Origin of the sequence: Klebsiella sp. CN_Kp106, assembly GCF_040064575.1 — a bacterium.
Classification (GTDB): domain Bacteria; phylum Pseudomonadota; class Gammaproteobacteria; order Enterobacterales; family Enterobacteriaceae; genus Klebsiella; species Klebsiella michiganensis.
The window spans coordinates 18116-38686 of sequence record NZ_JBEAIG010000070.1; the positions used below are offsets into that span (position 1 = coordinate 18116).

General features: G+C 55.9%; 17 protein-coding genes and 2 pseudogenes. 9 read left to right on the top strand and 10 right to left on the bottom strand.

Annotated elements, in window-relative coordinates:
• The first annotated feature begins 259 nt into the window (after nucleotides 1-259).
• The 4 genes from ABLU96_RS24770 (at nucleotide 260) to ABLU96_RS24785 (ending at nucleotide 3203) form a co-directional block, all read left to right on the top strand.
• On the top strand, nucleotides 260-955 hold the full coding sequence (locus tag ABLU96_RS24770) for an amino acid ABC transporter permease (protein ID WP_014229048.1): 696 nt from the start codon (nucleotides 260-262) through the stop codon (nucleotides 953-955).
• Complete coding sequence (locus ABLU96_RS24775) at nucleotides 933-1685, top strand: amino acid ABC transporter ATP-binding protein (RefSeq protein ID WP_048261878.1); 753 nt, start codon at nucleotides 933-935, stop codon at nucleotides 1683-1685. The genes ABLU96_RS24770 and ABLU96_RS24775 overlap by 23 nt, the downstream gene beginning before the upstream one ends.
• A 39-nt stretch (nucleotides 1686-1724) precedes the next feature.
• Nucleotides 1725-2495 (top strand): amino acid ABC transporter substrate-binding protein, encoded by a 771-nt coding sequence (locus tag ABLU96_RS24780; RefSeq protein WP_014229046.1) that lies wholly within the window; start codon nucleotides 1725-1727, stop codon nucleotides 2493-2495.
• Between the two features lie 162 nt (nucleotides 2496-2657).
• Nucleotides 2658-3203 (top strand): chorismate mutase, encoded by a 546-nt coding sequence (locus tag ABLU96_RS24785; protein WP_170873306.1) that lies wholly within the window; start codon nucleotides 2658-2660, stop codon nucleotides 3201-3203.
• A 616-nt stretch (nucleotides 3204-3819) separates the two neighbouring features.
• Here the strand turns inward: ABLU96_RS24785 and ABLU96_RS24790 are convergent.
• Complete coding sequence (locus ABLU96_RS24790; protein WP_064406550.1) at nucleotides 3820-4536, bottom strand: GntR family transcriptional regulator; 717 nt, start codon at nucleotides 4534-4536, stop codon at nucleotides 3820-3822.
• Between the two features lie 118 nt (nucleotides 4537-4654).
• Between ABLU96_RS24790 and ABLU96_RS24795 the strand changes: the two genes are divergently transcribed.
• The 4 genes from ABLU96_RS24795 to ABLU96_RS24810 are packed head-to-tail and all read left to right on the top strand — an operon-like array spanning nucleotide 4655 to nucleotide 9585.
• Nucleotides 4655-5449, top strand: coding sequence for an ABC transporter ATP-binding protein (locus ABLU96_RS24795; protein ID WP_025107016.1), 795 nt, complete (start codon nucleotides 4655-4657; stop codon nucleotides 5447-5449).
• A 20-nt stretch (nucleotides 5450-5469) separates the two neighbouring features.
• Nucleotides 5470-6465 (top strand): ABC transporter substrate-binding protein, encoded by a 996-nt coding sequence (locus ABLU96_RS24800; RefSeq protein ID WP_014229041.1) that lies wholly within the window; start codon nucleotides 5470-5472, stop codon nucleotides 6463-6465.
• Nucleotides 6462-7208 carry an ABC transporter permease gene (locus ABLU96_RS24805; RefSeq protein WP_170873307.1) on the top strand — a complete coding sequence of 249 codons (747 nt, stop codon included), beginning with the start codon at nucleotides 6462-6464 and terminating at the stop codon, nucleotides 7206-7208. Before ABLU96_RS24800 ends, ABLU96_RS24805 begins: the two co-directional genes overlap by 4 nt.
• Before the next feature lie 13 nt (nucleotides 7209-7221).
• On the top strand, nucleotides 7222-9585 hold the full coding sequence (locus tag ABLU96_RS24810) for a hypothetical protein (RefSeq protein ID WP_064406565.1): 2364 nt from the start codon (nucleotides 7222-7224) through the stop codon (nucleotides 9583-9585).
• A 329-nt stretch (nucleotides 9586-9914) separates the two neighbouring features.
• Here ABLU96_RS24810 and ABLU96_RS24815 read toward each other — a convergent pair whose 3' ends face one another.
• The 8 genes and pseudogenes from ABLU96_RS24815 to ABLU96_RS24850 form a co-directional block, all read right to left on the bottom strand.
• Nucleotides 9915-11138 (bottom strand): acyl-CoA dehydrogenase family protein, encoded by a 1224-nt coding sequence (locus ABLU96_RS24815; RefSeq protein WP_064406548.1) that lies wholly within the window; start codon nucleotides 11136-11138, stop codon nucleotides 9915-9917.
• Nucleotides 11139-11148: 10 nt separating this feature from the next.
• Nucleotides 11149-12570 (bottom strand): MFS transporter, encoded by a 1422-nt coding sequence (locus ABLU96_RS24820; protein ID WP_014838232.1) that lies wholly within the window; start codon nucleotides 12568-12570, stop codon nucleotides 11149-11151.
• Between the two features lie 175 nt (nucleotides 12571-12745).
• Nucleotides 12746-13624, bottom strand: coding sequence for a MetQ/NlpA family ABC transporter substrate-binding protein (locus ABLU96_RS24825; RefSeq protein ID WP_032719786.1), 879 nt, complete (start codon nucleotides 13622-13624; stop codon nucleotides 12746-12748).
• The gene (locus ABLU96_RS24830) at nucleotides 13621-14319 is read right to left on the bottom strand and encodes a methionine ABC transporter permease (protein WP_064406546.1); all 699 of its coding nucleotides are present in this window, start codon (nucleotides 14317-14319) and stop codon (nucleotides 13621-13623) included. The genes ABLU96_RS24825 and ABLU96_RS24830 overlap by 4 nt, the downstream gene beginning before the upstream one ends.
• Entirely contained in the window at nucleotides 14316-15335 is a 1020-nt protein-coding gene (locus ABLU96_RS24835) for a methionine ABC transporter ATP-binding protein (RefSeq protein ID WP_048261869.1), read from the bottom strand. The genes ABLU96_RS24830 and ABLU96_RS24835 overlap by 4 nt, the downstream gene beginning before the upstream one ends.
• Nucleotides 15336-15395: 60 nt before the next feature.
• Nucleotides 15396-16199 (bottom strand): annotated as a pseudogene (locus ABLU96_RS24840) (NtaA/DmoA family FMN-dependent monooxygenase); the annotation flags it as partial.
• A 143-nt stretch (nucleotides 16200-16342) separates the two neighbouring features.
• Nucleotides 16343-16513, bottom strand: a pseudogene (locus ABLU96_RS24845) (FAD-dependent oxidoreductase); the annotation flags it as partial.
• 484 nt (nucleotides 16514-16997) lie between these two features.
• Nucleotides 16998-18614 (bottom strand): peptide ABC transporter substrate-binding protein, encoded by a 1617-nt coding sequence (locus ABLU96_RS24850; protein WP_048261863.1) that lies wholly within the window; start codon nucleotides 18612-18614, stop codon nucleotides 16998-17000.
• Between the two features lie 189 nt (nucleotides 18615-18803).
• Here ABLU96_RS24850 and mpaA point away from each other — a divergent pair, with 189 nt between their 5' ends.
• Nucleotides 18804-19517, top strand: coding sequence for a murein tripeptide amidase MpaA (gene mpaA, locus ABLU96_RS24855; protein WP_004850230.1), 714 nt, complete (start codon nucleotides 18804-18806; stop codon nucleotides 19515-19517).
• Here mpaA and ycjG read toward each other — a convergent pair.
• Nucleotides 19508-20473 carry an L-Ala-D/L-Glu epimerase gene (gene ycjG, locus ABLU96_RS24860; RefSeq protein ID WP_004850227.1) on the bottom strand — a complete coding sequence of 322 codons (966 nt, stop codon included), beginning with the start codon at nucleotides 20471-20473 and terminating at the stop codon, nucleotides 19508-19510. The genes mpaA and ycjG overlap by 10 nt on opposite strands.
• Between the last annotated feature and the right edge of the window lie 98 nt (nucleotides 20474-20571).

The window sequence follows — 20571 nt, forward strand, 5'->3', positions numbered from 1 at the left end:
GACAAATCGATTAAAAATGGTGCATTAATGGCGAAATTTCACGCAAATGATGCCATAAAACGGCAGGTAACGACGGCGGGTTTGCATCAAAAAAGAATGGCTTAGCTTTTTTCTATATAACGTTATTCGTATATATTTGTTTTCGCACACGGCGCAAAGAATATAATTCTCACTAATCCGGCCCCCAAATAATTAAGCCGGGCTAATAAAATATTCCGCCAGCAATTTCTGGCAAGATGCTATGTCCGGAAGGTGTGCAGTGCCAACATGGTTACCCTTAGCAATTGATTCTTTCTGGCCAATGCTTTCCGCGGGGCTGAAATTCACCATTCCCTTAACGCTGATCTCTTTTATTCTTGGGCTGTCGCTCGGGTTTGCGGTGGCACTTTTGCGTCTGTACGGCCCGGCCTTTTTAAAGCCGGTGATACGGTTTTACGTCTGGCTGATTCGCGGTACACCGCTGCTGGTGCAGCTATTTTTGATTTTCTACGCGTTGCCGAGCGCTGGGCTAACCATTGATGCCTTCCCTGCGGCGGTGATTGGCTTTACCGTCAATATTGGTGCGTATACCTCAGAAGTGATCAGGGCAACGCTGCTGGCCGTGCCGAAAGGGCAATGGGAAGCCGCCCATTCCATCAGCATGACATGGGCGCAGTCGCTGCGTCGTATTATTCTGCCGCAGGCCGCGCGCATCGCCGTGCCGCCGCTCTCTAACACCTTTATTTCGCTGGTAAAAGACACTTCGCTGGCGTCGGTGATCACCGTACCGGAGATGTTTCTTGCCGCGCAGCAAATTGCGGCAGTGACCTATGAACCGCTGATTCTGTACAGCGAAGCGGCGATTATTTATCTGTTCTTCAGTTCGGTGTTATCGCATTTGCAAGAGAAGCTGGAGCGGAAATTAGCGGGTACGACAGTAAAAGGTCAGGTCAATGATAACGCTCTCCAGCATTGAAAAAAGTTTCGACGGCAGCCGGGTGCTGAAGAACATCAATTTAACGATTGAAGAAGGCACGGTAACCACGCTGATTGGCCCTTCAGGCAGCGGGAAAAGCACCTTATTGCGCTGCATTAATTTGCTGGAAATTCCTCAGTCCGGGGAGCTGACCATCGGCAAAGAGCGCATCACATTCGCGCCGGACACGCGGATAAAAGGCCTGGATATTCGTCGTATCAGCCGCCAGACCGGCATGGTGTTTCAGAACTTCGCGCTGTTTCCGCATATGACCGCCCTCGACAACATCACCGAAGGGCTGATTACGGTGCATAAATGGGATCGCGAACGCGCCCGCCGCCGTGGTGAAGAACTGCTGGATAAAGTCGGCATGCTGCACAAATGCAACGCCCTGCCGAATACGCTCTCTGGCGGCCAGCAGCAGCGCGTGGCGATTGCCCGTGCTCTGGCGCCGTCACCGGCGGTGCTGCTGTGCGATGAACCGACTTCCGCACTCGATCCTGAGCTCTCCGGCGAAGTGGTGGCCGTGCTGCGCCAGCTGGCGCTGGAAGGAACAACCATGATCATGGCGACCCATGATTTACGTCTGGCGGCGAATATCGCCAGCCAGGTGGTGTTTCTGGAAGCCGGGGAAATTGTTGAGTCCGGCTCCGCTAACGATTTGTTTTTACACGCGAAGAGACCCCGAACTGCGGAGTTTATCGCCTCTTTAAGCACCGCGCTCCCGTAATCCGGGGCGAGTTAATAAAAACAACATAGGGTAATGCAGATGAAAGCACTCGCAACATTAGTCGTCGCCGGGATTATGCAGCTTGGTTTTGCCCACGCAGCGCTGGCGCAGGATGATTTGGCAAAGATTCAGTCCGCTGGCGTACTGAAAATCGGTACTGAAGGCACCTATCCGCCATTCACTTTCCACAATGCTTCCGGCACGCTGGAGGGTTTTGACGTAGAGATTGGCCGTGAAATCGCCAAACGCCTGAAAGTGAGCCCGCAGTTCGTAGAAGGGAAATGGGACGGACTGATCGCCGGTGTCGATGCGAGCCGTTACGACGTGGTGATTAACCAGGTCGGCATTACGCCAGAACGCCAGAAGAAATTCGACTTCTCCGAGCCGTATATCGCGTCTAAAGCGGTGCTGATCGTCAATGACAAAAGCAGCATTAAAAGTTTTGAAGATCTGAAAGGCAAAAAATCGGCCCACACGCTGACCAGTAACTATGCGCAGATCGCGCGTAAATACGGGGCGGATATTGTGCCGACCGATGGCTTTAACCAATCTGTGGATTTAGTGGTGCAGGGCCGTGCCGATGCGACCATCAACGACAACCTGTCGTTCCTCGACTTCAAAAAACATAAACCGGATGCGCCAGTGAAAATTGTCGCAACCCAGTCTGACGCGGAGAAATCCGGCGTGTTGCTGCGCAAAAACAACCCGCAGCTGAAAGCGGCGATTGATAAAGCGCTGGAAGAGATCAAGGCCGACGGCACCTATGAACGTATTTCCCAGAAATACTTCGGTGCGGACGTGTCGAAGTAATTTTTAACCCCGCTGTAAAAGAGAACCGTAAGCCCGGATCGGGTTTACGGTTTTTTTATCATCACAAGACTGTAAAATGCGCTAGCTACGCTTTCTGCGAAATGTTTCTTCAACTGACCGGAACGCTTTTACAGACTTCCTGTTTATCGACGTCGGAGATTTATGATGCCGTACAAGCTCTATACAGCCGTGTTGCTTCTCGCTGCCGCAAGTTTCTCTGCAACGGCAATTTCTGCTTCAACCCCTTCGATTGGCAATTTGATCAATGAACGTTTGTCCTTGATGAAAGATGTTGCCGGATATAAAGCGCAACATCACCAGGCGATTGAAGATCTACAGCAAGAGAAGAAGGTTCTGGAGAGCGCCACTGCTGATGCTGATTCGCTGGGATTAAAAGGCGAGAGCGTAAGGCCATTTATTCAGGCGCAGATGGACGCCGCCAAGGCGATTCAGTACCGCTATCGCGCCGACTGGTTGGCGGCGCCGGAAACTGACTGGCAGCCTCGCCCGCTTCAGGATGTCCGGACGCAAATCGGCCAACTTAGCCATCGTATTCTACAAAGTGTGGCGGCACGATTAAAGTCCGGGCAACCTCTGACGGAACAGGGCCAGGAGGCATTTATGCACGCCGTGCAGCAGAAGAATTTACACGAGCAGGATAAGCATAGAATCTGGGAAACAATGAAAGGGATTTCGTTGAAAGATTAAGTAAAAAGCCCCGCTGAAGCACTGAGGAATCCCCATTCATGGGCGGGTGAAAAAGACAAGCATAGCGTTTTGTGATCTACTGATTGTGCAACCAATTCAATGAGATCACCCCTATGCTTGCAGTATCAGGGGGAAGAGAGCCCAGCCTGATTCAGCTATAGCGCAGCACTCCTCCCCTTCAACCTGGCAGCATCACACGCTAACACTGTTCAGCCCGTTGCGCAGACTTTCCACTGAGTATTGCGCCGGTGGGCGCAGTATCGGCCGCGCGGATTGCCGAAGTGAGATGCTCTGGAACAGCCTGACGGACAATATGTTAACAGTGCCCTGTTGACTCGCATGTGGGCCTGACAAGAAACATGCCTTCACTTTCCGGGGGGACGTTCCTGAAACCAAATTCTTAAACGCGTATGCAGAATCCATGTATCCCCCTGTCAGCGCTCATTCAATAGTAGCTACGATGATTTACGAAGAAGATTAAGGGCTAATGACATTCACCGCATATACTGATAACAGAATGATGAACATCATCCAGATCGCGAGGTTCATGACCGGATTGCCAATACTCTGAATACCCAGTCAAATTAAATCACCGGTGAGAATCAGAGCCCCTACTTCAGCTGTTGCTCAAAATAAACTCGTAGCGTTCCGGACGAATGAAAAAGCGAGAGTTCTCAGCGCACTGCCCGTTTTCAAACCAGGATGTTCGCTCCAGTAGAAAAAGCGGCGCGTTTTTATCGGTTCCCAGCACGTCAAAGAGTCCCTTATCCGCGAAGGCCAGCCGGATGGCAATATCGGAGCGACTGATGTGATGTTGCGTGGCTTTTTCTAACAGGACCCAGGTCGGTTCCTTCTCGGTCTCTTCCCAGCTCAGCTCATGAGGAAATGCCGGGAAATGACTGTAACCCACCGCAATGGGATCATTATCCACCAGATGCAGCCGTGAAATAAACGTCAGCGACCGGGACATTTGAAACAGCGATTGCAGCGACTCTGGCGTTGGCACCTCCTCTTTGACCAGCAAACGCATTGTGGCATTCAGCCCCTGCTGCTTTAGCGACTCATGAAAGCTACGCATGACGTTGATGCCATGTGCAACCTTCTTGCCCGATATGTAGGTTCCCTTTCCCTGCTTGCGCTCGACAATCCCCTGCTCTGTCAGATGCTTCAGCGCGAGCCGTACCGTCACCCTGCTGACCGCAAATCGCTGTTCAAGCGCAGCTTCAGAGGGCAGTTTTCCGCCAGGTTGAAAATGCCCGGCGGCAATTTCCTGCCGCAGGGTATCGGCAATCTGCCGGTAGAGCGATGTAATGTTTTCACGCACCAGTGTCATTCAGGTTCCGTCTCTCGTATTCCGTTCGGATCTAGTTTAGTCAGAAGCGATCTTAGATCAACTTGTATTAATACGTATTATAACCACATCTCATTATTTCTTATACGTGACGCTCAGCATGACGAATTCTCAACCATACGCACTGGCGGTAGACAATATCACTTTTCGCTATCCCGGCGGCGCGCCGGTATTCAGCCATTTCAGTTTTCATGCCCGCCAGGGAGAGTTTGTGGTGTTGCTGGGCCCCTCGGGGTGCGGTAAGAGCACGTTACTCAATCTGCTGGCCGGTTTCACAGAGCCAGAGCGGGGAGCCGTGCGGATTGGCGGTGAGCGTACCACGCCGGAAAACCATCGGCTTGGCTATGTTTTTCAGCAGCCACAGCTCTTTGGCTGGCTGACCGCGCTGGAGAATGTCCGGTTCGGATTGCGGATGCAAAGGCGCGAGGACGTGGCCTCTCAGCGCCGACGCGCTATGACATATCTGCAACGTGTGGGCCTGGTACATGCCGCACATCAGTTGCCGCACCAGATGTCCGGGGGCATGCAGCAGCGCGTGTCACTGGCTCGCGCGCTGGCGCTGGAGCCGGATGTTCTGTTAATGGACGAACCATTTGCTGCGCTCGATGCCATCACCCGTGGGGACATGAACGAGGAGACACTACGTCTCTGGTCCGCCATTGGGCAGACAACGGTCTTCATCACCCACGATATTGAAGAGGCTGTGTTTCTTGCTGACCGCGTCATCGTTCTGAATCGTGCACCCGGCGGCGTACACAGCGAATTGTCCATCGCCTTACCGCGCCCGCGAAGCAATCTGGAGACGCGACAGCTTCCGGCTTTTGCCATGTATCGTAATGAATTACTGAAGCGCATTACCGATGTGATGCAGCAGTCCGACAACCACTCACTCTAACAAAACGGAACATCAATCAAATGGGTAAATCATTTCTTGCTGTGCTGATATCAGGGGTTTTATTCAATGCTGCTGACGCTGCGGATTCCCAGCCGCTGCGTATTGGCTGGGTCTATGCGCTGGCCAACGCGCCTGCACTTATCGCCGAGAAAGAGGGTTTTTATCAGCAGGAAGGGCTGACCGTCGAGCTTAAATCCTTTGGTGATGGTCCCGTCATCAGTCAGGCGCTGGCGGCGCATGAACTTGATGCAGCCTATATGGGTGCGACACCGGTATTCCAGTGGTTTTCGCGCGGGCTCAAGGGGCAAATTATCGCTAAGGTGAACAGCGGACAGGCCGCGCTGATCGTTCCCGCACAGAGTGCTATTTCCCGGTTGGCTGACCTAAAAGGCAAACGCATCGCTGGCGTCAAAAAAGGGAGCGGAATGGATGTTCTGCTGCGCGGTGTGGTGCTGCAACAGCAGGCAGGTCTGGTTGCTGACAAAGATGCTCAGATCCTGAGTATGCCCGCCGGTAACATGCCCGCTGCGCTGCAGCAGGGCGTTGTGGATGCAGCCTTCACCTGGGAGCCCTTTGTCAGCGAAGCACTGCTGCGCGGCGACGCCAGACTGCTGCTCGATGTAAACAAAGTCCAACCGGGTTATCCGTGGTATGTACTGATGGCGTTACCGGAGACCCTGAAGGACCGCCCGGACGATGTAGTGAAGCTTATCCGTGCGCATCAAAAAGCAGTGGATTTTATCAATCAGCATCCTGCAGAAGCCGATCGGATCATGGCCGATGCGTTTAAGCTGCGGGCTATTAAAACCGCTGACGGTAAAACGCTGCCGCCGGAGGCGCTGGTTCAGGAAGCCCGTAAACGTATTGAGTGGTCTGTGTCACTGACGAAGAAAGATGGCGCCTTTTTTGAGCAGCTGATGAAGGACTCACAGACGCTGGGCTACATGCAAAAGGCGCCAGAGCTGAATGAATTTGTTGATACGCAGTGGCTGACAAAAGCAGGGATAACGCAGTGAAGTTCAAACCAAACTGGGGCTGGGCTTCCCTGCCCGCGTTACTCATGGTCTGGGTTATCGTTGCGAGTCACTATCCCTCTTATGTGTTGCCGCAACCCTGGGACGTATGTCGGGAAGCCATACGCTGGTTCAGTGATGGTTCCATCTGGGGTCAGCTACAGGCCAGCCTGCTGGAAGAATTCACCGGCTTTATGACTGCCGTGCTGCTGGCACTGATTCTTGGCGTCAGCGCCGGACTTTCCGATCGCGTCAGGGAGTTCCTTACGCCACTGAACAGCCTGTTTATGGCTATCCCGCCCATCGCATGGGCACCGCTGATGCTGCTGATCTTCGGCCTGGGATTCGTTTCCATCGTGGTGGTGATTGTCATCGCTGCGCTGTTCCCGATGTGTCTGACCATTCAGGAGGGAATCCGCGGCATCCGTGGCGGTGAAGTGCGTGCAGCACGCACGCTGGGAGCTCGACCGTTTCAACTGCTTCTTCATGTCTATCTGCCCAGCTCCCTGCCATTTATCACCGCCGCACTGCGCATCGGATTCAGCCAGGCATGGCGTGCGCTGGTGGCAGCGGAAATGCTCGGCGCCTCTCAGGGCATAGGCTGGATGGTTGCCATGGGCGGACAGACGGGTAACAGCAGTCAGGTACTACTGGGAATTTGCCTTATCGGGCTTATCGCCTGGTTAATGGAAAATCTTGTTTTTCGCCGCATTGAACAGCGCTATCAGCGCTGGCGCGCCCAATAATTGTGAGGTTAATGTGAGTCAGTTCGATATCCGTGATGCAGGCGATTACATCGCTCCGAAGGGCTTGTATGAGCAGAATAAAGCCCGACCGTTTCTGGGCAGTGTGGCCTGCTCGCATACTCAGTTGACTGCCGGTGCGTGGGAAGAGATCCAACTGGTATATACCGTGGGCGCCAGCGGGCTGGCTGACGGCGCATGGCTGAAGCTCGCCTTTAAATTTTACTCGGACTGGGCGCTGTTTCAGACCAGCGATCCCTCGGCAGCCAACTATGTCAGCGCCGAGTATCAGGCAGGCCCGCTAGTGCCAGGACAGAGCCCTGCCACGGTCCAGCATTTGAAGGTGCGTTTTGATCAGAAGGGGCACGAGCGTCCGTTCCAGAAAGCCATTCTGATCGACATTATTGATGGCTACATCAATCCGGGAGACAAAATCATTATCCGCCTGGGCGATCGGCGCCATGGCGGGGGCGGTACGCGTGTACAGAGTTTCGTTGAGAAAGATTTCCGCTTCCGCCTGTTTGTTGATCCGCTGGGGAGCTCAAAATTTGCTGAGGTACCCGGCGATACGCTGCTGGATATCGTGCCCGGTGAGCCCGCTTCTCTTGCCGCGATCGCGCCGAGGTTACTGGCACCTGAAACGCCTTTCTCCCTTATCGTCCGGCTGGATGACCGCTGGGGGAATACCTGCCGGAGCCTGCCGCTGGCAGGACGCCTGACGCTGACCTCATCGGGAGGTGAAACAGAGCATCATGATTTCCGGCTGGCCGAAGAGGGCTGGGCGATTGCGCGTATCAGCGATTTGCATCTCTGCGCAGGAGAATGGTCGTTCAGCGCCGCACTGGGCACGCTGCCCTTGCTGGAAGGCAAAGGATGGATAACGGTGGAGGAAACCGCCACAGGTCTGCGCCCGCTCTATGCCGATCTTCATGTGCATTCTGATGACACGGTTGGTACCAACGACACGCTGTATAACCTCAGCTACGGGCGTGATGTCGCCGGTCTCGATATTCTTGGCTATACCGCCAACGATTTTAATGTGACTGAAGCGCGCTGGAAGCAGGCGGTAAAGCTGATTAATGCGCTGAACCAGCCAGACAGTTTTGTCTGCTATTCCGGTACCGAGTGGTGCGGTAATACCTGCGCCGGTGGCGATCATAATGTGGTGTTCCTTGAAGATGATGAACCTCAGTTCCCGTTTGATAATCAGGGGCGGCTGGTGCGTTCATTCGAGTGGAATGAGTTCACTGCCGGAACCATCAAACCGGGTGCATGGCCACTTGATGAACTTTATGCGGCCTACGCACGCGAACCGCACAAACATCTGTTAATCCCGCATGTTGGCGGGCGCCGCTGCAACCTGGACTGGCATCACCCGGAGCTGGAGCGCTTGATAGAAGTCGGTTCCGCCTGGGGGCAGTTTCACTGGGTCTATGCCGAGGCGCTCGAACGGGGCTATCGTCTGGGCGCGACCGCCAACAGCGATGAACATCAGGGGCGATGTGGTGGTGGCGTGCCTGCGACAGCCGTCTTCGGATCCCGTGGAGGCCTGACTGGCGTACTTGCTGAACGATTCGACAGAAAAGGTGTGGCTGCAGCGCTTCGTGCCCGCCACACCTATGCCACAACAGGTGAACGAAGCTATGCCGAGTTGCGTGCGGGCGATGCGCTGATGGGAGATGTAGCGGAATTCAGTTCAGCAGATGTACTGCGTTATCGTCTGTTAGGCGATGCGGGCTGGGAAGCGGTAACGCTTTACGATGGAGAAAGAGAGGTATGGCATCGCGATTTGCACGCGGAATTTGGGCGCTCTAAATATCAGTTCCGGGTGCGTCTGGGGGGGGCACGCATTAAGGACCGCTATCGGGGTGCTTACTGGACGGGACATATTGAGGTCACAGGGACACCAATCAATGCGTTTTCCCTCTCGGGCGCAGATCACCCGGAGCAGACCGTCTGGCGTAAAAGTCATACACAGATTGGCTTGCGGACCGACACCAATGGTGACAGCGACACAGTTACTGTCAGTACCGGTGGGCTGGCCGGAGCAAAAATACACGTTCATCTGGACATCAGTAGCTATATCAAAGTGGGCGATCCGCTTTTGCCACAACCACATGCCTGGGCGCCGGTTTTTGAAACGGATATTGATGGTCAAACGCTTCTGATTGCAGGCAAAGAGACTTTTACGCTTCCAGGCACCGAACTTCAGGTAGATATTGAACTGGTTACCGAACAGCCGCTTCCACGTGATATCAGCGGCGAAATTCCACTTTCTGAACTTATCCTGTCAGAAAAACGGGAACATCCGTTCTTCATCAGTGCCAGGCAAAAGGACCAGTCCCGGATTTGGACCTCAGCCATCTTCTTAACACGTTAAAGAGTGGCATGCGGCAGTTTCTTGCCGCATTTTCGGTAGCTATTTGTTGTTTAAGAGTCAGACCGTATTGCAAGATCTGCGAAAAGGTCGCCGTCCTGCACCAGCGTCTCCAGCCCACCGCTGCCCTGATGTCGTTTTCCCTTGCGTACAATGTTGATGAAGGAAGTGTAGCCCCGTTACTTTATCCGTACCCAATATACTGGGGTGTTAGCCAGCCAGACCCGGCACGATCGCTGCCCCCAGTCGTCCATGATCCGGGGGATGCTCCCCCGCTCAATCGTGATGGGGGTGCCAACGATCCTTACGGAGAGGCTCCTTCGCCGTGTTTCTCAGCCCTGCGATTTCTCGCCGTCGCCAATCTGCCAGATAAAGGTTGGCGCTTCGCCGTTAACCAGCCAGTTACCGATATTTCGCGCCTTATAAATCACCGGATTGTGCGATGCCACGGTGCGCGCGTTGCGCCAGTGCCGATCAAGGGCCTTACTCACTCGCGTATCCGACGCGCCGAGGGCGTTGAACAGCTCGGTGGCCGCACGCGGGATCCAGTCGCTGGCAATCACCTGCGCCTGCGCCGCTTCGACTTCAGCCAGACGATTGCGCTGTTCAATGAGCGCTTCGTCGCCGCTGGCATGCGCAAGGTAGGCCTGATGCAACGATTCCGCCGCCTGCAATACCGCCGCCCGCGTCGCCCAACTCCAGCTACTGATTTGTCCCACAACCTGGAGTACCTGCGCATCGTCGCGCGGCACGGCGGCATTGCCGTGGCTGTACATCCGGGTCCGCTTTTTCACGCCTTCGGCGACGTCACGCTCAACTGCCAGGCCAATTCCCGCCAGCGTCGCCAGCAGGATATGCTGATAAAACGCGGTCTGATAACGAAAGCGCTGCGCAAAGTCGTAGACGTGATCCTGCTCCACCTGTGCCTGTTTGAAGCGGGTCGTGCCGCTGCCGGTCAGACGCTGACCGAAGCCATCCCAGTCATCCTCGCGTTCAACGCCGGCCTGGCTCGTGCTGACCAGCGCAATCACATCGCCCTGGTTGTCGCTGCGCCGGGCGAAAACATCTATCCAGTCGGCAAACAGCGTACCTGTGCTATAGAATTTCTCACCGTCCAGCCGCCAGCCGCCTTCAACGGGCGTTACGCGGGTGAAAACCTCCCCCAGCCTGACCGCGCCGATTTCGGTCCAGCCGCTGCCCACCATCTCGCCGTCGAGGAAGCGACGGAACCAGCGATCGCGCGCCGGCGAGTCAGGTTGATTGAGGCGGTCTTCAACGAAGGCGAAATGCGCCCGCAGCGCCTGCGGCAGGTTGGAGTCGGCCTGAGCCAGCTCAATAAGCAGCGCAATTAATTGCGGCAACGACGCGCCCCAGCCGCCCTTTTCCCGCGGAATGCGTACCGTGCCAAATCCGGCCTCTTTCAACCAGCGGATCTGCTCATCGGGCAGGATGCGGTTTTGTTCGCGCCCTGCCGCTCCCTGCGCGATACGGGCAAAAATCGGTCGGAAGGTCGCCGCCAGCTGTTCATAGTCGGTGCCGGTAGAGAGTAAAGTCATTTTCTGTTCCTCAATGGTGGCTGTCGTCAATGTCATATTGGGTAGGCTCATGGCGTACCGCGAGCAGGAAGAAAATCGGGATAATGGCGGCCAGCGATACGACCCAGAACATTTGCGTACCGAGCGATGCCTGCAGCAGCGGCAGCACAAACAGCGCCAGCGCGCTGCCAATACCGGAAAGCGCGCGGCTGAAGCCGACCCCGGTGGCGCGAATAGCGGTTGGGTATGAAAGCGCCGGATAGATCATCAACTGCGCGCCGGGACCAAAGCCCTCGGCAAACAGCCACAGCCCCAGCATCGCAATCGCCAGCGCCACACCCAGCGCGGCCTGCGGTTGCCCCACCAGCGCGAGGACGATCAGGGCGATAAACTGCAGTGCGAACCCGGCGATCGCGACGTGTCGCGACGGGTATTTCCATGCCAGGTGCATCCCCAGCAGCCCACCGGTAAAGGCGAACAGCGCATTGAGTCCCAGCGAGGCGGAGATGGTTTCGAACACGCCAGCGCCAAGGAATTGGGCGAGAATGGACGGCAGGAAAAAGGCGATCGCCGTATACTCAAATGAGATACAGACGTTCATCACCCCGGCGACAATAGTGCGTTCGCGGTACGGTTTTGCAAATAGCACGCGAAAGCTCACTTTGGGCGGCGGAGCAGGACGTTCTGGCGGTGCTTCGTGAGCGTTGATCCCGTAAGAGTCGCGCAGAATACGCACAGCCGAGGTCAGATCGCCCTGGTTGGCCGCCCATAACGGCGATTCATTCATGAATTTGCTGCGCACGGCAATAATCAGCAGCGCCGGAACCGCGCCGAACAGCAGCGATGCGCGCCACAGCCAGTCCAGATGTTCTTTTGGCAACAGGAAATAGAGCCCAAAGATGATTAAAAAACAGACCGTCGAGGCGGCGTACCACATCGGACACCAGGCCGCGAGCCGCGCGGCCTTATTACCCTTCCCGCTAAAGCGGGAAAACTCGGCCAGATAAGACATGGCGACCGGGAGATCGATCCCGACGCCAATCCCCATCAGAAACCGCGCACCGATTAATACCCAGACATTCGGCGCCAGTCCTGCCGCAATCGCCGATACCACAAAAAATAGCATATCGGCCATAAACACCGAATAACGGCCATATTTATCCGTCAGCCAGCCGCCGATTAAATTACCGATAATCGTGCCGACCATTATTGACGAGGTGACAATGCCGGTTAAAAGCGGCGAGAGCTGGAATTCCCGCACCACATCATCAATACCGTAAGAGAGCGTGGTTAAATCATAAGCGTCGAGGAATACACCGCCGAGCGCGAGGAATACAATCATCCGCGCATATTTACTCTGCTCCCTGCCGGAATTAATTAATCGCGCCACATCCCCGACGCTACTCACCGGTGCCGAAACGGCACCAGCATTATCAACAGACAGAGTACTCATATTATTTACCTTATATAATTGTGCAGGTGACTCTGGTTATAAGCCGGGCTCTAGCATATTAAAAACAATAAATAATCATATAATTATCAATATATTCAATAAGTTAATAAATAATGATGCCAGTAACCGGGCGAGCAAATGCCCGTCCGGTTATTATCGTTTCATCAATGATGTCTTAGTTTGCTGAGACCGGAACCAGTACATCTTTGACCAGCGGATCGTCAGTGGTCTTTAACCACGTCTGAATACGCGGATCGGAAAAAGCCTGTTTTAATTTGACAATATTCTCCTGCGATAAATACGGTGTACCGATGACTAACTGCGAGGCAAACGTTTTAGGCGCAGGCGGGAATAATATGCCTTTTTCTCGCGGGACTTTTCCGGCATCAAATTGTGAGACATAACCAATAGCGGCATCCACTGAATTCAGCGCACGCGGCATGGTTAATAAATCCAGCTCTTTAAAATTGAACTTGTGCGGGTTGCCGACAATATTTTTCAGTTTCGCCGTGCGCGGCTCAACCGCCGGATCGAGTGAGATTAACCCTATCCTTTGCAGCAACCATAATGCCTGCCCCTGGTTAGCGCCATCATCCGGCACGACGAGGGTCGCCCCGACGGGCAAATCCTGTACCGATTTATAGCGGTCGGAATAGATCCCGAAGGCCCACTGAAAAACCGGCACGGTCGTCGAAAGCGCAAAGCCGTTGGCGTCCACCACCTGCTTAAGCCACCACTGATGTTGATAGATAGTGCCGGCATACTGCCCCTCCGCCACGGCTCTGTCCGCCTGTACCGGATCCTGTACGCCCACCGCCTCCAGCTTCAGGCCATAATCGGGCGCAATATGCTGACTGATGTACTCAATAATTCGCTGCTCGCCCGCCATCGCCGGTTCGTAGTGAATTTTTAACGTCGTACCGAAAACGACCTGCGGCGCCTGCGCGTATCCGCGCCACCACCAGAATACGACGGCCAGCGCCGCGATCGCTGCCAGCGCCGCCAGCCATGGCCAGCGGCGGGCTTTACGGAGTTCAAACTGTTCTGTTGTCATGAAGAAATCCCCTGAGTGTGGCGAAGCTTATTGACCAGACGGTCGCCAAAGAATTGAATGATCTGAATCGTGGCGATCAGCACGACAATGGTGGCGATCATGATGTGATTGTCGAAACGCTGATAGCCGTACACGACCGCCAGATAGCCGATCCCGCCCGCACCGATAGTGCCGGCAATCGCCGAATATTCGATCATCGACACCAGGTTAAGCGTGACCGCCGCCACCAGCGCAGGCAGCGCCTCGCTGAGCTGCGCGTGGCGGATTATCTGCCAGCGCGAACCGCCGCACACCAGCCCCACCGCGGTAACCTCCGCCGGGAGTTCGCGCAGAGCGTTTTCCACCAGACGGCCAAAAAATGGCACGCCAGCGGCAATCATCGGCACCACCGCGGCAGGGATGCCGATAGTGGTGCCCGTAAGCCAGAACGTAAACGGGATAATCGCCGCCATTAACACCAGAAAGGGCAGAGAGCGCCCCATGTTGACGCCCCAGTTAAGCACCAGGTAAAGCGCGGGATGCGGAAATAATCCTCGCGGCGAGGCGTTGAATAACACCACGCCCACCGCGCCGCCAAGGGTCACCACAAACAGCATCACAATGGCAACCATCAGCCAGGTTTCCCCATAAGCAGGCAGCAGCAATGTATGGATTTCATGCCACGGCGTATCCTGGCTTATCACTGTCGGTTTCATACCGCCTCCTGTAGCTCGGGGGCGTGTGCAAGGATTTCCGCCGCAATGCCCAGCTGCGCTAAAAGCGCGATCGTTCGATCCGCTGACAGTCGTTGTCCCTGAAATCGGACGCCGACCTGTAAACGCCCCGCCAGTTGACCGTTGATCACTTCCACATGGCCGCCGAGCAAATCTATCTGTAGCGCATGCTGGTGGCTCAGACGGCTGATCCAGTCAGTCGCCACCGGCACATCCCAGCGATAACTCAGGCGCAGCAGCAGATCGCAGTTAACAGCGATGGGCGACAGCGGCAATAGCTGCTGACCAAGCAGGGAATCCGGACGGGCCAGCAGCTCTTTCACCTGCCCGTACTGGACTATCGCGCCATCGCGGATTTCCGCCACCGCATCCGCCGCGGCGCGTACCGCATCCATTTCATGAGTAATCAGGACTATCGCCAGCCGGTACTCATCACGTAGCTGTCGGAGCAAACCCAGCACCGTGGCGGTCGCCTGGGGATCCAGCCCAGACGTGGCCTCGTCCGCCAGCAGTACCGACGGACGTAATGCCAGCGCGCGAGCGATACCAATGCGCTGACGCTGTCCGCCGGAAAGCTGGGACGGATAGGCCTCCGCTTTGTGACTCAGCCCTACGCTCTCCAGTAGTTCACCGACCCGCGCCTTAATGTCGCGTTCCACCACGCCCAGATACTCCAGCGGCACCGCGATGTTTTGCCACGCCGTTTTGCGATTCAGCAGCGCTGAGGATTGAAAAACGGTGCCGATCGCGCGCCGTTCACGCCGCAGCGCCTCCCCTGACAGTAATGACAAGTCTTTGCCATTAACCTTGATACTGCCGCTATCGGGGCGTTCCAGCAGGCTGATGCAGCGCGCCAGGGTCGATTTCCCCGCACCGCTCGGCCCTACCACCGCAGTGATGGAGCTGGCGGGCACCCTGAGCGATAATCCCTTCAGAACCTCGCTGACGCGGCCATCCGCCGTGCGGTAGCGTTTATGCAGATTATCGATATCAATCATGCCGCCGTCTCCTTCGCCCCGACATCGTTTCGCACGCCGCGACGGTAGTCTGCCCCCGGATGCGGCGCGACGACGAATATCCGCGACCGTCTTCTTCAACAGAACTTTCGACGGCGCAGCGACAAAAACGCACTCGGCATGCGTGGCGGCAAACTGTTTTCCGCGGCTGGAGGCCCCCGCCTGATAGAGAACCGGCGTGCGCTGCGGCGACGGCTCGCACAGATGGATACCCGGAACGGAGAAAAAGTTGCCCTGATGGTTAATCGGATGGATTTTCTGCGGATCGCTAAAAATTCCCCGTTCGCGATCGCGCAAAACCGCGCCGTCTTCCCAACTGCCTTCCAGCAGTTTATACACGACGTCGAGGTATTCATCGGCGTAGTCGTAGCGCGCATCATGGTCGGTCTGCGCCTGATACCCAATATTGCGGGCGCCGCTTTCCAGATACGAGGTAACAATATTCCAGCCCACCCGTCCTTTGGTCAGATGATCGAGCGTCGACAGCCGACGGGCAAATGGATAGGGATGCTCAAAAGAGAGCGATGCGGTCAGACCAAAGCCAAGGTGTTCCGTCACCAGCGCCATCGGGGTTATCAGCGCCAGCGGATCGTTTACCGGCACCTGCGTCGCCTGACGAATCGCCGCATCGCCGTTGCCGTTAAATACATCGTAAACGCCAAGCACATCGGCAATAAACAAGCCGTCAAATTTGCCGCGCTCCAGAAGGCGCGCCAGATCGACCCAATATTCCAGATCTTTATATTGCCAGGAGCGGTCGCGCGGATGGGCCCACAGGCCCGGCGACTGGTGACCGACACAGTTCATATCAAACGCGTTAAGGCGAATCTCTCGTTGCGATGGCATAGCGCTCTCCACGGTGTGTCCAGGTACTGGCACACGCTTATTAATGAAAAGGATAAAAGGGGAAAAAATCAGGACTCGGGACATCGGGCGGACAGGCTGAAACCCAGCGTCGCCAGCGTTTCTCCGGCAATGGCGGCAGCACGATCGGCCACCTGCGGCGCTTTCCGATAACGATACACATCCCAGTAGCTACGCAGATGATGCAGGAAGCGCTGGCGCAGCGTTCCCTGCCGATAGTCGCCAGGCCATTCCTCGCTTTCTCCGCTAAGGTTGCTCTGCGAGAGCAATCTACGGCGAGAGAACGCCAATATGTTGATATTATCGTCAGCTTTCTGCGTCATTATCCATTTCCTATATAACCATATTCGATATTTATCGAAGACTTATTTTAATTTTGTTATATGGGTGTTAGCGATAATCATGCCAAAGGCTGCGCATTATTTAATTCATGTTAATCAATGGTTTTAAAAAATAGGCTTGCGCAAGAGCTGTTGCGAATGCGCCAACTGATGCACACAGCCTGTTGTATTAGCAACAGCCGGGCAAGGCGTGCCTCTGGTTGCTGGTGCCAGTACTATTACGTTGCGACGCCTGCAACGCGTGCGAGCTAAAGTTGTTCACTGAGTTGACGGCACTGCTTTAATCCTGAACGAATAACAGCATCGGAAAGTGGGAGTTTGGGGCTGAAACGACCTGGATGAAGATACTCAGAATGCGAAAGGAGACACTGGCGCTGTAAGCCGCGCCAGTTGTGGGTTTAGCGATGGTTGCCTGATGTTGGCAGGAGGTCAGTACGCATCAGTGCTTCAGGATATACATTGTGCGGCTATAGGCCACGTCCTCCGGATTGGCTATCGGATACCCTTTCAGCCACGGTTTAATCAGACGCCCGTTGGTGTACTGATAAATCGGCGCGATGGGCGCTTTCGCCATAATGATTTTTTCCGCCGCGTTGTAATCGTCATTGCGCGCCTTTTCCGACGTTTCCAGCGCCGCCTGGGTCAGAATTTTGTCGTAGGCCGGATCGTTGAAACGGGAGATATTACCGCTGTGGGTCGAGGTGAGCAGCGACAGGAACGTCGACGGCTCGTTGTAATCCCCGACCCATGAGGCGCGAATCACATCGAAGTTGCCGGTATTGCGGCTGTCGATATAGGTTTTCCACTCCTGATTTTGCAGCTTCACGTCGACGCCCAGATTTTTCTTCCACATGGAAGCCACCGCAATCGCGATTTTCTGGTGGTTCTCCGAGGTGTTGTACAGCAGGGTCAGCTTCAGCGGACGGTTCGGACCGTAGCCCGCCGCCTGCAGCAGCGCTTTGGCCTGGGCATTCAGCTCGGCCTGGCTCATGCTCTCGATTTGCGTCGGCTGCGGGGTAAAACCTGCGGTCACGTCCGGGGTGAAGCGCCAGGCCGGTTTCTCGCCGGTACCCAGAATTTTCTCCGCCATCAGACGGCGATCGATAGTCATGCTGAGCGCCAGGCGGACGCGCTCATCGGCGGTTGGCCCTTTCTGCGTGTTAAACGCGTAATAATAAGTGCCCAGCTGCGGCGGGGTATAGACCTGCCCCGGAATATCCTTCAGCAGCTTCTGGTACAGATTTTTCGGGAACGACTCGGTGATATCGATATCGCCGGCCAGATAGCGTTTGGTGGCCGCCGATTCCTGGTTAATGGGCGTAAATGTGACCTGCTGGATCACCGTTTTGCCGTTATCCCAGTAGTGCGTATTGGGAACCACCACCAGCTTTTCATTCACCACGCGATCTTTTAAGACATACGCGCCGTTGCCAATCAGGCTTCCCGGACGCGTCCAGTTGTCGCCGCTCTCCACGTTAGCCTTCTGTACCGGATAGAAAGCAAAGCTCGCCGTCAGATTGCTGAACCACGGCAGCGGTTTATCCAGCTGCACGCGCAAGGTACGCGCGTCCACGGCGGTGACGCCGAGGGTATCCGGCGCGGCTTTACCATCAATAATATTTTGCGCATTGGCGATTCCGGCCAGCGCAGCAAACCAGGCAAACGGGGAGGTGGTTTTAGGATCAACCAGCCGCCGCCAGCTATAGACGAAATCCTCCGCCGTTACCGGCGTTCCGTCGGACCAGCGGGCGTTATCGCGCAGGGTAAATGTCCAGACGCGATTATCATTGCTCTGCCAGCGAATCGCCACGCCTGGAATCAGATTGCCTTTCTCGTCCTGATTGACTAAACCTTCAAAAAGATCGCGGATAACCTGAATTTCAGGCAGACCGACGGCTTTGGCGGGATCTAAGGAGGCGGGTTCATCTTTAATGTGCCGCACCAGCACCTGTTTTTCGGCTAATACGGTGCCCGGCGGGACATCGGCCGCCCAGGCAAGAGAAGAGACGCTGGCTAACCACAGCGCGCCGCATGTCAATGTGACAGGATACTTCATAAGATCCCCTTTAAAATAAAAAAACCAGAGCTGGCAGTGCGATAATTATTTGTTTCATCACCTGAAATTGCAAACGGCTTGTGAAAGAAAGTTGACATATATGCTGATTTCGTCCTCGCTGGAAACTATTTGATTCCGGGACGGTTTTACACAACACTGCTGAAAAATAACCTGACAACAGGATGCCCTATGCCCGTTTCTCGTCCTCGCCCTCAGCGCGGTGATTTTCCGCCCGGCACACAACGCTATGGCCAGTCCCACCTCGGCGCGCCGCTGCTGTGGTTCCCTGCACCGCTGGCCGATAGCCGCAGCGGCCTGATCCTTGCCGGTACCCACGGCGATGAAAACGCATCGATTGTCACCCTCTCCTGCGCGCTACGTACGCTCAAACCCGAGCTGCGCCGCCATCATGTCGTGCTGGCGGTCAACCCGGACGGTTGCCAGCTGGGGCTGCGCGCCAACGCGCGCGGCATCGACCTGAACCGGAATTTTCCGGCGGCAAACTGGAAAGAAGGCGAAACGGTTTATCGCTGGAACAGCGCGGCGGAACAGCGCGATGTGGTTCTGCTCACCGGCGAAAAACCCGGTTCAGAACCGGAAACCCAGGCGCTGTGCCAGCTGATCCACCAGATCCATCCCGCGTGGGTGGTCTCGTTTCACGATCCGCTGGCCTGTATTGAAGACCCCGGCCACAGCGCGCTGGGGCAGTGGCTTGCCGGGGCGTTCAGCCTGCCGCTGGTGGGCAGCGTCGGCTATGAAACGCCCGGCTCCTTTGGCAGCTGGTGCGCGGATATCGGCCTGCCCTGCATCACCGCCGAATTCCCGCCGATATCCGCCGACGAGGCGACGGATAAATACCTTCAGGCGATGACGGACCTGCTGCACTGGCATCCTCAAAGATGAAGCACGCCGGTGCTGAAATGCAGCGCCGGCTCAACGTCCACCGCCAGCCAGGTCGGGCCATCGAGGTCGGCAAATCGGGCCAGCGGCGCCAGCGGCAGCGCCGCGCTGATCGCTCTTGAGGTACACAGCATGCAGCCCAGCATCCGCGCAAATCCCAGGCGCTCCGCCTCCTCAGCCAATAGCAGCGCTTCGGTCAGACCGCCGGTCTTATCCAGTTTGATATTGACCATCTCATAGCGGCCGCGCAGCGCCGCCAGGCTGTCGCGCGTATGACAGCTCTCATCGGCGCAAATGGGCAGCGGGTGGATAAAATTCTCCAGCGCTTCATCGGCCCCAGCCGGAAGCGGCTGTTCCAGCATCGCCACGCCAATATCCGCCAGCAGTTGACAGCGCTCGGCCAGGCCATCGCTGCGCCAGGCTTCGTTGGCATCCACGATGAGCGTTGCCTGCGGAACCGCTTCACGAATGGCAATCAACCGCTCGCTAATCAGATGATCGTCGAGCTTCACTTTCAGCAACGTGGCCCCTTTTTCCCACAGCGCCGCCGCGCTCGCCGCCATCTGGTCCGGCGTGCCGATAACCACCGTTTGCGCCGTAACCACCCGGTTGGGCAGCGTCACGCCCAACAGCTGCGCGATGCTCTTACCCGCGCTGCGCGCCTGACAGTCCCAGAGCGCGCAGTCCACGGCGTTACGCGCGGCCCCGGGGGGCAGCAGGTGCTGAATCTGCTCACGAGAGACGCCGCGTTCAATCTGCTCGCCAATCGCCATAATCTGCGCCATCACCGAGGCTATACTCTCTCCGTAACGAGGATAGGGCGTGCACTCACCTGTCCCCTTGACGCCATTCTCTTCAATCTCCACCACCACGACTTTTGCCTCGCTGCGGCTGCCGCGGGCGATCACAAACGGAGTATGTAACGGCCAGGCTTCTTCATAGACTCGCAGATTTCGCATTCCCTGAACCTCGCAGGTAAGTATTAAAAGGATTTGCCGTGCTGATGACGGATGTCATACACTAGCCGCGACGTTAACTATATGTAAACAGGAAGATA

Excerpts from the sequence above, each read along its gene's own strand:
- ABLU96_RS24835 (WP_048261869.1), bottom strand. The coding sequence starts at position 15,335 with ATGATTGATATCGATAATCTGCATAAACGCTACCGCACGGCGGATGGC.
- ycjG (WP_004850227.1), bottom strand. The coding sequence starts at position 20,473 with ATGCGAAATCTGCGAGTCTATGAAGAAGCCTGGCCGTTACATACTCCG.
- ABLU96_RS24815 (WP_064406548.1), bottom strand. The coding sequence starts at position 11,138 with ATGACTTTACTCTCTACCGGCACCGACTATGAACAGCTGGCGGCGACC.
- ABLU96_RS24775 (WP_048261878.1), top strand. The coding sequence starts at position 933 with ATGATAACGCTCTCCAGCATTGAAAAAAGTTTCGACGGCAGCCGGGTG.
- ABLU96_RS24820 (WP_014838232.1), bottom strand. The coding sequence starts at position 12,570 with ATGAGTACTCTGTCTGTTGATAATGCTGGTGCCGTTTCGGCACCGGTG.
- ABLU96_RS24795 (WP_025107016.1), top strand. The coding sequence starts at position 4,655 with ATGACGAATTCTCAACCATACGCACTGGCGGTAGACAATATCACTTTT.
- ABLU96_RS24790 (WP_064406550.1), bottom strand. The coding sequence starts at position 4,536 with ATGACACTGGTGCGTGAAAACATTACATCGCTCTACCGGCAGATTGCC.
- ABLU96_RS24830 (WP_064406546.1), bottom strand. The coding sequence starts at position 14,319 with ATGAAACCGACAGTGATAAGCCAGGATACGCCGTGGCATGAAATCCAT.
- ABLU96_RS24785 (WP_170873306.1), top strand. The coding sequence starts at position 2,658 with ATGATGCCGTACAAGCTCTATACAGCCGTGTTGCTTCTCGCTGCCGCA.
- ABLU96_RS24825 (WP_032719786.1), bottom strand. The coding sequence starts at position 13,624 with ATGACAACAGAACAGTTTGAACTCCGTAAAGCCCGCCGCTGGCCATGG.
- ABLU96_RS24800 (WP_014229041.1), top strand. The coding sequence starts at position 5,470 with ATGGGTAAATCATTTCTTGCTGTGCTGATATCAGGGGTTTTATTCAAT.
- ABLU96_RS24780 (WP_014229046.1), top strand. The coding sequence starts at position 1,725 with ATGAAAGCACTCGCAACATTAGTCGTCGCCGGGATTATGCAGCTTGGT.
- mpaA (WP_004850230.1), top strand. The coding sequence starts at position 18,804 with ATGCCCGTTTCTCGTCCTCGCCCTCAGCGCGGTGATTTTCCGCCCGGC.
- ABLU96_RS24850 (WP_048261863.1), bottom strand. The coding sequence starts at position 18,614 with ATGAAGTATCCTGTCACATTGACATGCGGCGCGCTGTGGTTAGCCAGC.